The organism is Nocardiopsis potens DSM 45234, from assembly GCF_000341105.1.
In the GTDB taxonomy this organism is placed as follows: domain Bacteria; phylum Actinomycetota; class Actinomycetes; order Streptosporangiales; family Streptosporangiaceae; genus Nocardiopsis_A; species Nocardiopsis_A potens.
In genome coordinates this window covers 89,693-102,820 of the sequence record NZ_ANBB01000046.1, presented here as the reverse complement: position 1 = coordinate 102,820, position 13,128 = coordinate 89,693, and the positions used below count along the sequence as shown (strand labels likewise).

Here is a 13,128-nt window from a genome sequence, read left to right as displayed (position 1 = left end):
GCGCGGGGGCTCACCCCTTGACCGCGCCCGAGGTCAGCCCCTCGGCGATGTGCCGCTGGAGGTACCAGAAGACCGCCAGGACCGGGAGGGCCAGCAGCAGCGTGCCGGCGGCGAACATCCCGAAGTCGGCGTCGCGCCGGTCGGCGACCATGGCGTACAGGCCGAGCGCGACGGTCTTGGAGTCGCCGTCCCGGAGGAAGACGCTGGCCATGACGAACTCGTTGACGGTGGAGATGAAGACGAGCAGCCCCACGATGGCCAGCACCGGCGCCACCAGCGGCAGCAGGATCCGGAAGAACAGCTGGGCGTGCGAGGCGCCGTCCACCCGGGCCGCCTCGTCCAGTTCGGCCGGGACGGTGTCGAAGAAGCCCTTCATCAGCCAGGTGTTGATGCTCAGCGCGCCGCCCAGGTAGACCAGGAGCAGCCCCCAGTGGGTGTCGAAGCCGATCTCCGGGCGCAGCTCGGTGACGGCGGAGAACATCAGGTAGATCGCGACGATCGCGAGGAACTGCGGGAACATCTGGATGACCAGCAGCCCGTAGAGGCCCACCCGGCGGCCGGTGAAGCGGAACCTGCTGAACGCGTAGGCCGCCAGCGCGGAGAGCAGCACCGTTGCCGCCGCGTTGCAGACCGCCAGCAGCAGCGAGTTGAGGTACCAGCGCGGGTAGGCGGTCTCGGTGAGCAGTCGCTCGAAGTTGTCCGGGCCGACCCGGACCGGCAGCGGTTGCGAGCCGCTCAGCGTGCCCAGCGGGTCGAGCGCCGCGGAGACCACGAACACGATCGGGAAGAGCGCGAACGCGGTCACCGCGAGGAGCAGCGCGTGCCGCCAGAGCCGGTCCAGGGTGCGCCGGGCGGGCCGGCGGGCGGGTCGGGCGGTGGCCGCCATCAGCGGTTCACCTCTTCCAGGGAGGCGCTCTTGCGCAGGCCGGCGTAGGAGATCAGGGTGACGATGAGGAAGATGAGCACCGATACCGCCGCGGCGTAGCCGTACTCGGCGCCCTGCCCGCCGAAGGCCAGCCGGTAGGTGTAGGTGATCAGCAGGTCGGTGGAGCCCGCCGTCGGGCTGTCCGGCGGGAACGGCCCGCCCTCGGTGGTCAGCCAGATCGCGTTGAAGTTGTTGAAGTTGAACGCGAACGTCGCGATGAGCACCGGCGCCACCGCCACCATCAGCAGCGGCAGGGTGACGTGGCGGAACGCCTGCCGGGCGCCGGCGCCGTCGAGCCGCGCCGCCTGCACCAGCTCGCGCGGGATGGCCTGCAGCGCCCCGGTGCAGATCAGGAACATGTAGGGGAAGCCCAGCCAGATGTTGACGGTGAGCGCGACCGCGCGGGCGGTCCCGGTGCCGCCCAGCCAGTCGGTGTCGGTGCCGAGCACCCGGTTGACCAGCCCGAAGTCGGCGTTGAACATGTCCCGCCAGAGCAGCATCATGGCGAACGCCGGCATCGCGTAGGGCAGTACCAGCAGCAGCCGGTACAGGGTGCGCCCGCGCAGCCGGTCCGGGGTGTGCAGGGCCAGCGCGACCGCCAGGCCGAGCACGAAGACGCCCAGCGTGGTGCCGGCGGCGAACGCGGTGTTCCAGCCGAGGATGGAGAGGAACGCCGAGGCGATGCCGGGGTCGGCGGCGATCCGGGCGTAGTTGTCCGCGCCGACGCCGACCCGCCACCCCTGGGAGAGCCGTTCGCCGCCGTCGGCGGCGAACACCCCGCGCTCGTCGTCGGCGGTGTAGACGGTCCCGGTCTCCGAGTCGGTGATGCAGTCGCAGCCGTCGTCGTAGACCCGGGCCGCGCGCCCCTCATAGGCGGCGGAGAGGCCCTGGGCGCGGATGCCCGCGCCGTCGCCGGTCGGCACCGCGAGTCCGGAGACCTCCGCGCCGCGCCCGTTGGCCTGGGCGGCGGTCAGCGGGGTGTAGCCGTCCGCGTCCAGCACCCGGCCGGTCGGTCCGGTGCGCGCGCCGGGCAGCGGGGTCAGGCCCTCGGCGTCGCCGGCGTAGACCTCGCCGTCCTCGCCGGCCAGCAGGAAGACCAGCTCGCCGGAGGGGGAATCGCCCTCGGCCGCGATGGTGAGGGCGAACTCGCGGCCGTCGGCGGTCCGGGTCACCGAGGAGGCCTCGATCCGCGCGATCGCCTCCTCCTTGGTGCCGCGGTGGCCGTCGCCGTGGTTGGTCGCCGAGGTGGCCACGGTGTACACCACCGGGACCACCTGGAAGGCGGTCAGCAGCAGCAGGCCCGGCAGCAGGTACTTGGCGGGCACCCGGCGCTCGGACAGGTAGACCCACCAGACGAGGCCGGTGACGGCGGCGACCAGGCCCAGCCCGATCCAGTTCCGGGCCTCGTACAGCGGCCAGGCGGCCCAGGCGGCGATGCCGGCGGAGAGCGCCAGCATCGCGGCCTTGGCCAGGTGGCCGGCGAGCGGGCCGCGCGGTGCCAGGCCCCCGCCGGGCAGCGGCGGGGGCGTCTTCTCGGTCGCCACCGGTCAGCCGATCTGCTCGGAGACGGCCTTCTCCGCGGCGGCCACCGCCGAGGCGGGGTCCTCGCCGCCGATGACCGCGGCCTGGGCCTTGCCGAACGGGTCCCAGATCGCGCTCATCTCCGGGATGACCGGCATCGGGACGGCGCTCTCCAGCGCCTCGCGCATCGCCGCCAGGTCGGGGTCGGACTCCTGGTAGGTCTCGGAGACCTCGATCAGCGCCGGGGGCCGCGGGTCGGCCTCGTACAGCGCCGAGGCCAGCTCCGGGGCGCCGACGCCGTTCACCGCGAACTCTTCGGCGAGCACCTTGTTGCCGCTCCCGGCGGCGACGAAGAAGGCCTGCACGCCGAGGAAGGGCGCGGCCTCCTCGGCGCCCTCGAAGCCGGGCACCGGGGAGACGGCGTAGTCGATCCCGGCGTCCTTGGCGCCGGCCAGCGCCCACGGGCCGGTGACGTAGTAGGGGACGTCGCCGCCCTCGAACAGGGAGGGGGCGTTGTCCGCGTCGATGGAGCGCTTCAGCACCCCCTCGCCCTCCTCGCCGAGCTCGGCGATCCGCTCCATCGCCTCGACCGAGGCGTCGGTGCCCACGCCCAGGTCGGAGGGGTCGGGGTCGCCGTCGCCGTCGGTGCCGAACAGGTACCCGCCGGCCGAGGTGTACAGCGGCTGCAGGTGGAACGGGTCGCCGGTCTGGCCGACCTGGAGGGCCAGCGCCTCCTTCGCCTTCCCGTCCTCCTTCGCCGCCTTGCCGGTCTCCACCAGCTCCTCCATGGTGGCGGGGGCGTCCGGGGCCAGCTCGGTGTTGCGGAGCAGCAGCAGCGACTCCATCGCGTACGGCACGCCGTAGACCTGGCCCTGGTAGGTGACCGCGTCGATGGCGGCCGGGTCGTAGTCGGCCTCGGCGCCCTCGGGCAGCCGCACCGGTTCGATCGCGCCGTTCTGCACCAGGTTGCCGATCCAGTCGTGCGCGCCGACCACGATGTCGGGGCCGGATCCGGCCTCGTGCGCGGTGACGAAGTCGCCCTGCAGGTCGTCGGCGGGCAGCGCCTCGACCTTCACCTCCACCCCGTTGGCCTCGCCGAACTCCATGGCGAAGGGTTCCAGGACCTCGGCGCGCTCCGGGTCGGACCAGATGGTCAGGCTCCCCTGGGCGGCGGTCTCGCCGCCTCCGCCTCCGCCGCAGGCGGCGGCCGCCAGCAGCAGGGCCGCCGCACCGGCCGGGGCGCCGGCCCGCCGGGAGAGCGGGGAGGGGGTCGTGCCGGGGGTACGCAGTCTCATGGTTCTCCCTTGTCAAGGGCACCGCCGTGCGAATCCCCCCGAAATCGCACGGTCGTCGCTTTTTGCAGTGAAGTGACGCTAGCAAGTTTCCGCAAGATTTGAAAGAACTTGCAGAGCGATGACGTCACGATCCGGAAACGGCACCGCAACCCGGCACCGGCGCGGCGCCCCGAAGCACCCCGGACACACGGAAGCGGGGGTGCCCCCGCACCCCCGCACCGGCGCCCTCCCGGCCGCTACCGCTCCGCCGCCTCCGGGACGAACCAGAGCGCCGTGTCCGGCGGCAGCAGCACCGCGCCGTCGCGCTCCTCCGGCTCACCGCTGGCCAGCAGGGTCCGCTCCACCCCGGGCAGCTCGACCTCCTCCGCCGAGAGGTTCACCGCGCAGCCGAACCCGGCGCCGCGGCGGAACCTGAGCACGCCCTCCGGGGCGTCCTGCCACTCCAGCCCGTCCATGCCCGGCGCCCTCCCCACCACCTCGCGGCGGATCCGCAGCGCCTCGGTGTAGAGCGCGAGGACCGAGCCGGGGTCCTCCCGCTGCGCCGCGCGGCCCAGGCCGGCCCAGGCCTCGGGCACCGGCAGCCACGGCCGCGAGCCCTCCGGGCCGAACCCGTACGGCTCCCGGCCGCCCTCCCAGGGCAGCGGCACCCTGCACCCGTCCCGGCCGCGCTCGGTGCGCCCGGACCGCTCCCAGGTCGGGTCCTGCAGCGCCTCCTCCGGCAGGTCGGCGACCTCCGGCAGGCCCAGCTCCTCGCCCTGGTAGAGGTAGGCCGAGCCGGGCAGGCCGAGGGTGAGCAGGGCCGCCGCCCGCGCCCGGCGCAGCCCGCCGTCCGGCCCGCCGAAGCGGGTCCGGTGCCGGACCACGTCGTGGTTGGAGAGCACCCAGGTGGTGGGGGCGCCGACCGCGGTGTTGGCCGCCAGCGAGCCGTCGATCACCCGGGACAGCGCCTCCGGGTCCCAGCCGGCCGAGAGGTACTCGAAGTTGAACGCCTGGTGCAGCTCGTCCGGGCGCAGGTAGCGGGCGACCCGCTCGGCGTCCTCCACCCACGCCTCGGCGACCAGCGCCCGGTCCCCGCCGTAGGCCTCGATCAGCCTGCGCCACCTGCGGTGGATCCCGTGCACGCCGTCCTGGTCGAAGTAGGGCAGCCGGGTGCTCCCGTCCAGCAGGTCGGGGCTGGCGTCCTCGGCGATGTCGGGCAGGGCCGGGTCCTTGGCCATGCCGTGCGCGACGTCGATCCGGAACCCGTCCACCCCGCGGTCCAGCCAGAACCGGAGCACCGAGTCGAACTCCTCGCGCACCTCCTCGCAGGTCCAGTCCAGGTCCGGCTGCTCGGGGGCGAACAGGTGCAGGTACCACTCCTCGGGGGTGCCGTCCGGCCGCTCCAGCCGGGTCCAGGCCGGGCCGCCGAAGATCGACCGCCAGTTGTTCGGCGGCTCCGCTCCCCCGGGGCCCCGGCCCGGTCGGAACAGGTAGCGGGACCGCTCCGGCGACCCCGGTCCGGCGGCCACCGCCTCGGCGAACCAGCGGTGCGCGGAGGAGGTGTGGTTGGGGACCACGTCGATGATCACCTTGAGGCCGAGCCGGTGCGCCTTCTCCAGCAGGGCGTCGAAGTCCTTCAGCGTGCCGAACCGCGGGTCGACGTCGCGGTAGTCGGCCACGTCGTACCCGCCGTCGGCCATCGGCGACACGTAGAAGGGGGTGAGCCAGACCGCGTCCACCCCCAGTGCGGCCAGCTCGCCGAGGCGGTCCGCCGCACCGGCGAGGTCGCCGTCGCCGTCCCCGTCGGAGTCGGCGAAGCTGCGCACGTAGACCTGGTAGATGACGGCGTCCTGCCACCACTTGCGCTCGGGCATGCGGGGGTACCTCCATGGTTCGGCCGAACTCGTGAAAGATCTTGCGCAAGCTTACCGATCTCTTGCGTTCGGGCGAAGGGGCTTCTGCATTAGAGTGCTGCCCATGGCTCCACGACTCACGGACATCGCCCGGCACGCCGGCGTCAGCGAGGCCACGGTGTCCCGCGTCCTCAACGACAAGCCCGGGGTCGGAGCCGAGACCCGCCGGGCCGTCCTCACCGCGCTGGACGTCCTGGGCTACGAGCGGCCCGCGCGGCTGCGCAAGCGCTCGGCGGGCCTGGTCGGCATGGTCGTCCCGGAGCTGGACAACCCGGTGTTCCCGATGTTCGCCCAGGAGGCGGAGAAGGCGCTGGGCCAGCACGGCTACACGCCGGTCCTGGGCACCCAGTCCCCCGGCGGCAACACCGAGGACGAGTACGTGGAGATGCTCCTGGAGCGCAACGTCGCCGGCATCGTCTTCGTCTCCGGCCTGCACGCCGACACCACCGCCGACCACGACCGGTACCGCCGGCTGGTCTCCCGCGGGCTGCCCATCGTGCTGGTGAACGGCTACGCCGAGGGCATCGGCGCGGCCTTCGTCTCCTGCGACGAGCGGGTCGCCGCGCGGCTGGCCGTGGACCACCTGGCCGCGCTCGGGCACACCAGGATCGGCTTCGCCAGCGGCCCGGAGCGGTTCGTCCCGGTGCAGCGCCGCAGGGCCGGCTACCTGGCCGCGATGGAGCGGCACGGGCTGGACCCCGAGGGCCTGATCGCCCTCTCCCAGTACGGCGTCGAGGGCGGCTACGCCGCCGCGGTCCGGCTGCTGCGCGCCGGCGCCACCGCCATGGTGTGCGGCTCCGACCTGATGGCGCTGGGCGCGATCCGCGCCGCCCGGCAGCGCGGGCTCGCCGTGCCCGGCGACTTCTCCGCGGTCGGCTTCGACGACTCGGCGCTCATCGCGTTCACCGACCCGCCGCTGACCACCGTCCGCCAGCCGGTCAAGGCCATGGCGCACGCCTCGGTGCGCGCGCTCACCGACGCCATCAACGGCCACGAGGTCTCGCACGACGAGTACCTGTTCGACCCGGAGCTGGTGGTGCGCGCGTCGACGGCCGCCCCGCCCGCGTCCGCGCGCACCGCGGACCCGGCCGGAACGGCCGTCTGAGAACCCCGCCGGGGGCGGCCCGGGGCCGCCCGCCCGGCTACTTCTTCTTCGCGTCCTCCTTGGCGTCCCCGCCGGTGGACAGCGCCGAGATGAACGCCTCCTGCGGGACCTCCACCCGGCCGACCATCTTCATCCGCTTCTTGCCCTCCTTCTGCTTCTCCAGCAGCTTGCGCTTGCGGCTGATGTCGCCGCCGTAGCACTTGGAGAGCACGTCCTTGCGGATGGCGCGGATGTTCTCCCGGGCGATCACCCGGGAGCCGATGGCCGCCTGCACCGGCACCTCGAACTGCTGCCGCGGGATGAGCTCGCGCAGCTTCTTGGTCATCTCCACGCCGTAGGAGTAGGCGTTGTCCTTGTGCACGATCGCGGAGAACGCGTCGACCGGCTCGCCCTGCAGCAGGATGTCGACCTTGACCAGGTCGGAGACCTGGTCGCCGGTGGGCTCGTAGTCCAGCGAGGCGTACCCCTTGGTGCGCGACTTGAGCTGGTCGAAGAAGTCGAAGACGATCTCGGCCAGCGGCAGGGTGTAGCGCATCTCCACCCGGTCCTCGGAGAGGTAGTCCATGCCGAGCAGGTTGCCCCGCCGGGCCTGGCACAGCTCCATGATCGGGCCGACGAAGTCCGCCGGGGAGAGCAGCGTGGCCTTGACCACCGGCTCGAAGACCCGGTCGATCTTGCCCTCGGGGAACTCGCTGGGGTTGGTCACCACGTGCTCGGTGCCGTCCTCCATGACCACCTGGTAGACCACGTTGGGGGCGGTGGAGATGAGCGCCAGGTCGAACTCGCGCTCCAGCCGGGCCCGGGTGATCTCCAGGTGGAGCAGGCCGAGGAAGCCGCACCGGAAGCCGAAGCCCAGCGCCGCCGAGGTCTCCGGCTCGAAGACCAGCGCGGCGTCGTTGAGCTGCAGCTTCTCCAGGGCGTCGCGGAGGACCGGGTAGTCGGTGCCCTCGATCGGGTAGAGCCCGGAGAACACCATCGGCTTGGGGTCCTGGTAGCCGGAGAGCATCTCGGTGGCGCCGCCCGAGGCCGAGGTCACGGTGTCGCCGACCCGGGACTGCCGGACGTCCTTCACCCCGGTGATCAGGTAGCCCACCTCGCCCACACCCAGGCCGCCCACCTTGGTCGGCTCCGGGGAGATGACCCCGACCTCCAGCGACTCGTGGGTGGCGCCGGTGGACATCATCTCGATCCGCTCGCGGGTGCCCAGGTGGCCGTCGACCACCCGGACGTAGGTGACCACGCCGCGGTAGGTGTCGTAGACCGAGTCGAAGATCATCGCCCGGGCCGGCGCGTCGGCGTCGCCGACCGGCGCCGGGACCTGCCGGACCAGCTCGTTCATCAGCTCTTCGACGCCCTCGCCGGTCTTGGCGCTGACCTTGAGCACGTCGCCCGGCTCGCAGCCGATGATGCCGGCCAGCTCCTCGGCGTACTTCTCCGGCTGGGCCGCGGGCAGGTCGATCTTGTTCAGCACCGGGATGATGGCGAGGTCGTTGTCGAGCGCCATGTACAGGTTGGCCAGCGTCTGGGCCTCGATCCCCTGCGCCGCGTCGACCAGCAGGATCGCGCCCTCGCAGGCGGCGAGCGACCGGGACACCTCGTAACTGAAGTCGACGTGCCCGGGGGTGTCGATCAGGTTGAGCACGTACTCGGTGTCGTCCAGGGCGGTGAACGGCAGGCGCACCGCCTGGGACTTGATGGTGATGCCCCGCTCGCGCTCGATGTCCATCCGGTCGAGGTACTGGGCGCGCATCTGCCGGTCCTCGACGATGCCGGACAACTGGAGCATGCGGTCGGCCAGCGTCGACTTGCCATGGTCGATGTGCGCGATGATGCAGAAGTTGCGGATCAGCGCGGGATCGGTCCGCTTCGGCTGTGCCACCGTGCTCCGTTCACGTCGTCGGCTTCCGCCCCCGCCCGTGCTCCCGGCCGCCGCAGAGCGGCACCGTGCACTGATGCGCGGGCACTGTCCTTCATGATCCCATGTCCCCCGGGACCGGGCGCCCGGGCGGGCGGCCGGCGGTATCCGGCGGGCGGGCGTCGGCTATCAGGCTATGGCACGGCCGAAGGGCGGGAGACACCGGTGAAGTGGCTGCTGAAGCGCGTGCTCGCCGCATGCGCGGCGGTACTGGTCGTCATGGTGGCCGCGGGCGCGCTGCTCGGCATGCGGTTCTCCGGCGAGCCCGCGGCCTGGGCGGCCTCCGGCGGCGAGAACGGGGCCTGGCTGAGCGCCGCCTGGCTCACCGGGGACAAGAGCGCGAAGGACCGCGCGGAGCTGCGCGATCGGATCGCCCGGGGCGGGATCGGCGAGGTGTACGTGCCGGCCGGGGAGATCGGCGCGGACGGCTCGGTGGAGGGCGCGTACGGCTCCGCCGCGGCCCGGGACTTCCTCGCCTGGGCGGAGGAGGAGCTGCCGGACACCGCGGTGCTGGGCCTGCTCCGGCACCGGGCCGACGGCTCCTCCCTGGTCGAGGACCGGTTCGACGAGGAGGCCCGGGGCCGGATCGCCGCGGCCGCCGGCGAGGTGGCCGGGGCCGGCTTCGACGGGGTCCACCTGGACGTCAGCCCGGTGTCGGTGAACGACCCGTCGATGCCGCGGCTGCTGGAGGCGGTGCGCGAGGAGATCGGCGGGGACGCGGTGCTGTCGGTGCAGGCGCTGCCGGTGGAGCTGGTCCCCGGCCTGCGGGTGCCCTACTTCGCGATCGACCGGGGCGAGCGCTACTGGTCCAAGGGCTACCTGCGGCGGATCGCCGAGCGGGCCGACATCGTGGTGGTCCCCGGGCACGGCTCCGGGATGCCGCTCTCCTCGATGTACGGCGGGTACATGGTGCGCCAGGTCGAGGAGGCGGTGGCGGCGCTGGAGCAGCGCGAGGAGACGGCCGGGACGGCGCTCCGCTTCGGCGTGCCCGGCTACGGCCCCGACGCGTCCGAGGAGTGGGGCGAGCCCTCCGGCGGGGAGAGCACCGAGACCGCGGTGCAGGCCGTGCGCATCGGCCTGACCAGGGCGGACCGCCGTGAGGACGTCGGCATCGCGCTCTACCCGCTGGACACCGCCGGTGACGCGCAGTGGCGGGCCTACCTGGAGGGGTGGGTGGAACCCGCCGGATAGGGTGCGGCACCGGAGCCCCGATGGTCCGGAACACCCCCGCGGCCGTTGCATAATGGAAGTCCGTGTCTCGGACGGTCCACGTTCGATCGAGCCCTTCGGACTCACAAACTCGGTGCCGGTCCTCGCCCGGCCTCCCGCGGATCGGCTGCCCGCGGACGGGGCCGCGTGTGTCGCCTCACTGATCGAAAGTTACTGGAGCACGTTTTCGCATGGCCAACATCAAGCAGCAGAAGAAGCGCATCCGGCAGAACGAGAAGGCCCGGATCCGGAACCGCGCGGTCAAGTCGTCCCTGAAGACCGCCGTCCGCAAGTTCCGCGAGGCCGCCGAGGCCGGGAACGTGGAGCAGGCCACCGAGCTGCAGCGCGCCGCCGCCCGCCAGCTGGACAAGGCCGCCAGCAAGGGCGTCATCCACAAGAACCAGGCCGCGAACCGCAAGAGCGCCATCGCCAAGCGCCTGGAGCAGGCCAAGAGCGCCTGACCTCGCACGCACCGCCGCGGGCGGGCCGCACCTCTCCGGTGCGGCCCGCCCGTCGCCGTTCCGGACCCGCTCCGCCGGAGTTCCGCCCGCGCCACCGCCTGCGGCCCAGGACTCCGGGCCGGTGCTGATCTAGCGTGGGAAGGGTGGACGGAGTCGACTACACCCGGCTGCGCCTGGCCCTGTGGGAGGAGCCCGGCGCCCGGGGCGAGCTGTCCGCGTGGATCGAGGGGCGGCTGGCCGAGCGCGGCATCGAGCCGCTGCCCGCCCCGCCCCGGGTCCGGGTCCGGCCCTGGTCGACGACGGCCCGGTTCGCCACCTCGCACGGGCCCGTCTGGTTCAAGGCCGACCCGCCCGAATCCGCCTTCGAGGCGGCGCTGCTGGGCGCGCTGCACGCCTGGGTCCCCGGCAGGGTGCCCGCCCCCATCGCCGTGGACGCCAAGCGCGGCTGGTCCCTGCTGCCCGACGGCGGGGCCCCGATGGTCGGCCGGATGCGCTCCCTGCGCGACTTCGCGGTCTGGGAGTCGGTGCTGCGCGGCTACGCCGAGCTGCAGCGGGGGCTGACCGGGCGGGTCCGCGACATGCTCGTGCTGGGCGTCCCGGACCTGCGCCCGCCCGCGCTCGGCCACCGGCTGGACGGGCTCCTCGCCGATCCGGGCGTCGCCGCCGAGCTCGGCGAGGACCTTCCGGCGGTCGCCGCGTTCCGCGCCGGCCTGGACCGGTTCACCGGCGCCCTGGCCGACTCCGGGGTCCCCGCCTCGGTCGACCACTCCGACCTGAGCATGGGCAACGTGTTCCGGCACGCGGGCGGCTACCGGTTCATCGACTGGGGGGACGCCTCGGTCGCGCACCCCTTCACCAGCCTGCTCGTCCCCTTCGACTTCATCGCCGCGGAGCTCTCCCCCGGGGTGCGGGTGATGCGCCGGCTCCGCGACGCCTACCTCGAGCCGTGGAGCGGCGCCGCGCCGCCCGCGGAGCTGCGCACCGCGGTCCGCCGCGCGCTGCGGCTGGGCGCGATCTCCAGGGCGCTGGCCTGGACCCGCGTCTTCCCCGAACTCCGCGACGAGGTCCGCGACGCCCACCTCCGGCAGACCGCCGCCTGGCTGCGCCGCCTGACCGGAGACGCCCTCCCCCCGCCCCCGGACCGGACGTGACGGCCACCGGGCCCGCCCTCCCGCTCCGGTAGGGCTCCACGGCCGGGCGGGTCCGGTCCGGAGCGGAGCGGCACGGCTCCATGGCCGAGCGGCCCCGGAGCCGCCGCCCGCAGGGGCCGCCGCCGCAGGGCTCTGCCCACAGAGGCCGTCGCCCACAGGCCTCTGTCCACAGGAGCCGTTGTCCACAGGGCTCTGTCCACAGCCGGAGAATCCGCTCCGCCACCGGGGCGCGGAGTCCCTAGCGTTGCCGACATGCCGCTCTTCACCGACCGCCTCCGCCGCCCCCGATCCGAGCACGCCCCCGCCCAAGGCGACGGCCCCGCCGGCGCCGCCCTGCGCCGGCTGCGGGCCGCCGCACCCCGGCCGCCGTCCGGCCCTCCCGATAGGGAGGAGGCCGCGTCCCCGCCCAACGAGGCCGCCGCCCCGGACACCCCCGCCATCCCGGCACCGCCCTACGCGGTCCCCGCCCGCGCCGCCCCGGTCCCCGGCGGCCTCCCCGCCGATCCGCTCCCCCGGCCCCGAGCACCACTGGACGCCCCGGACCGGTCCTCCCGCGACGGACGCCCCGCCCGAACGGAACGCTCCGCCCGGGCGGCCCGGGCCTTCCCGGATACGGCCGCCGCCCGCAGACCCACCGCGCCACCGAACGACACCCCCGGGCCCGCCGCACCACCGAAGAACACCCGCAGACCCGCCTCGCCCCCGGGCGGCACCCGCGAACCGGCCGCGCGCCCGGGCGGTACCCGCGAACCCGCCGTACCTCCGAACGACACCCGCGAAGCCGCCTCGCCCCCGAACGGCTCCCGCGGGCCCGCCGCGCCACCGGGCGGTACCCGCGGTTCCGCCGCGCCACGGGACGGCGGTCCGGAGTCCGCCGAAGGCGATCTTTCCCTCCCGCGCGGGTACGCCGAGGCCCCGTCCCGGGGCTCCCTGCTGGAGGAGGTCCTCGGCCGCCTCCCCGGGCGGGCGGAGGGGGAGCGTCCCCGGCTGGGCCGGCACGGCCTGGTCGCCCTCGCCGTGCTGTGCGCGCTGGCCGTGGCCGGCACCGCCTGGTTCGCGCTGCGCGCCCGCCCCGACGCCGAAGCCCTCCCCGCATCCCAGGCCGCCCCGGCCGCAGCGTCCTCGGCGCAGACCGCCCCGCCGCCGGGCGGGCCTTCCGCCCCGGCCGGCGGCCCCGCTCCCCCGGCCGCGAACGGCAAGGTGACCGTGCACGTCGGCGGGGACGTGCGGAAGCCGGGGGTGATCACCCTCCCCGCCGGTTCCCGGGTCACCGACGCGATCGACGCCGCGGGCGGCCTCGCCCCGGACGCCGATCCCGGGGCGCTGAACCTGGCCCGCCCGGTCGCCGACGGCGAGCAGATCCTGGTCGGCGAGGAGCACCTCCCGGAGCCGCCCCCGACGGGCGCCCCCGGAGCGCCCGGCACCCCCGGCGGTCCGGTCGATCTGAACACCGCGACCTCGGAGCGGCTCCAGGAGCTCCCCGGCGTCGGCCCGGTGCTCGCCGAGCGCATCATCGCCTTCCGCACCCAGAACGGCGGTTTCGCCTCCGTCGACCAGCTCCACGACGTCAGCGGCATCGGCGAGAAGCGCTTCGCCGAACTCGAACCCCTGGTCCAGGTCGGCGGCGCCGCTCCCGCCCCGCCCTGATCGCCCG

At 74.2% G+C, this 13,128-nt stretch carries 10 protein-coding genes; 5 read left to right on the top strand and 5 right to left on the bottom strand.

Annotated elements, in window-relative coordinates:
• Positions 1-10: 10 nt before the first annotated feature.
• From D459_RS0119110 to D459_RS0119095, 4 genes are all read right to left on the bottom strand, one after another.
• Positions 11-886 (bottom strand): sugar ABC transporter permease, encoded by an 876-nt coding sequence (locus D459_RS0119110; protein WP_017594612.1) that lies wholly within the window; start codon positions 884-886, stop codon positions 11-13.
• Positions 886-2,469 (bottom strand): ABC transporter permease subunit, encoded by a 1,584-nt coding sequence (locus D459_RS0119105; RefSeq protein ID WP_017594611.1) that lies wholly within the window; start codon positions 2,467-2,469, stop codon positions 886-888. The genes D459_RS0119110 and D459_RS0119105 overlap by 1 nt, the downstream gene beginning before the upstream one ends.
• 3 nt (positions 2,470-2,472) lie before the next feature.
• Positions 2,473-3,741: a sugar ABC transporter substrate-binding protein gene (locus D459_RS0119100; RefSeq protein ID WP_017594610.1), complete on the bottom strand. Its 1,269-nt coding sequence runs from the start codon at positions 3,739-3,741 to the stop codon at positions 2,473-2,475.
• Between the two features lie 236 nt (positions 3,742-3,977).
• On the bottom strand, positions 3,978-5,594 hold the full coding sequence (locus tag D459_RS0119095; RefSeq protein ID WP_017594609.1) for a glycoside hydrolase family 13 protein: 1,617 nt from the start codon (positions 5,592-5,594) through the stop codon (positions 3,978-3,980).
• Between the two features lie 103 nt (positions 5,595-5,697).
• Between D459_RS0119095 and D459_RS0119090 the strand changes: the two genes are divergently transcribed.
• The gene (locus tag D459_RS0119090; RefSeq protein WP_017594608.1) at positions 5,698-6,738 is read left to right on the top strand and encodes a LacI family DNA-binding transcriptional regulator; all 1,041 of its coding nucleotides are present in this window, start codon (positions 5,698-5,700) and stop codon (positions 6,736-6,738) included.
• 37 nt (positions 6,739-6,775) lie between these two features.
• Here D459_RS0119090 and lepA read toward each other — a convergent pair whose 3' ends face one another.
• On the bottom strand, positions 6,776-8,617 hold the full coding sequence (gene lepA / locus D459_RS0119085) for a translation elongation factor 4 (RefSeq protein WP_017594607.1): 1,842 nt from the start codon (positions 8,615-8,617) through the stop codon (positions 6,776-6,778).
• Between the two features lie 201 nt (positions 8,618-8,818).
• On the opposite strand from lepA, the gene D459_RS0119080 reads away from it, so the two are divergent.
• From D459_RS0119080 to D459_RS36565, 4 genes are all read left to right on the top strand, one after another.
• Positions 8,819-9,844, top strand: coding sequence for a hypothetical protein (locus D459_RS0119080; protein WP_017594606.1), 1,026 nt, complete (start codon positions 8,819-8,821; stop codon positions 9,842-9,844).
• Between the two features lie 209 nt (positions 9,845-10,053).
• Positions 10,054-10,323 carry a 30S ribosomal protein S20 gene (gene rpsT / locus D459_RS0119075; RefSeq protein WP_017594605.1) on the top strand — a complete coding sequence of 90 codons (270 nt, stop codon included), beginning with the start codon at positions 10,054-10,056 and terminating at the stop codon, positions 10,321-10,323.
• Positions 10,324-10,466: 143 nt separating this feature from the next.
• Positions 10,467-11,474 carry a phosphotransferase family protein gene (locus D459_RS0119070; protein WP_017594604.1) on the top strand — a complete coding sequence of 336 codons (1,008 nt, stop codon included), beginning with the start codon at positions 10,467-10,469 and terminating at the stop codon, positions 11,472-11,474.
• 252 nt (positions 11,475-11,726) lie between these two features.
• Positions 11,727-13,121, top strand: coding sequence for a ComEA family DNA-binding protein (locus D459_RS36565; protein ID WP_017594603.1), 1,395 nt, complete (start codon positions 11,727-11,729; stop codon positions 13,119-13,121).
• The last annotated feature ends 7 nt before the right edge of the window (positions 13,122-13,128 follow it).

What these genes read in the sequence shown, in the direction of transcription:
- D459_RS0119100 (WP_017594610.1), bottom strand. Translation starts at nt 3,741, where the DNA reads ATGAGACTGCGTACCCCCGGCACGACCCCCTCCCCGCTCTCCCGGCGG.
- D459_RS0119110 (WP_017594612.1), bottom strand. Translation starts at nt 886, where the DNA reads ATGGCGGCCACCGCCCGACCCGCCCGCCGGCCCGCCCGGCGCACCCTG.
- rpsT (WP_017594605.1), top strand. Translation starts at nt 10,054, where the DNA reads ATGGCCAACATCAAGCAGCAGAAGAAGCGCATCCGGCAGAACGAGAAG.
- D459_RS36565 (WP_017594603.1), top strand. Translation starts at nt 11,727, where the DNA reads ATGCCGCTCTTCACCGACCGCCTCCGCCGCCCCCGATCCGAGCACGCC.
- D459_RS0119090 (WP_017594608.1), top strand. Translation starts at nt 5,698, where the DNA reads ATGGCTCCACGACTCACGGACATCGCCCGGCACGCCGGCGTCAGCGAG.
- D459_RS0119095 (WP_017594609.1), bottom strand. Translation starts at nt 5,594, where the DNA reads ATGCCCGAGCGCAAGTGGTGGCAGGACGCCGTCATCTACCAGGTCTAC.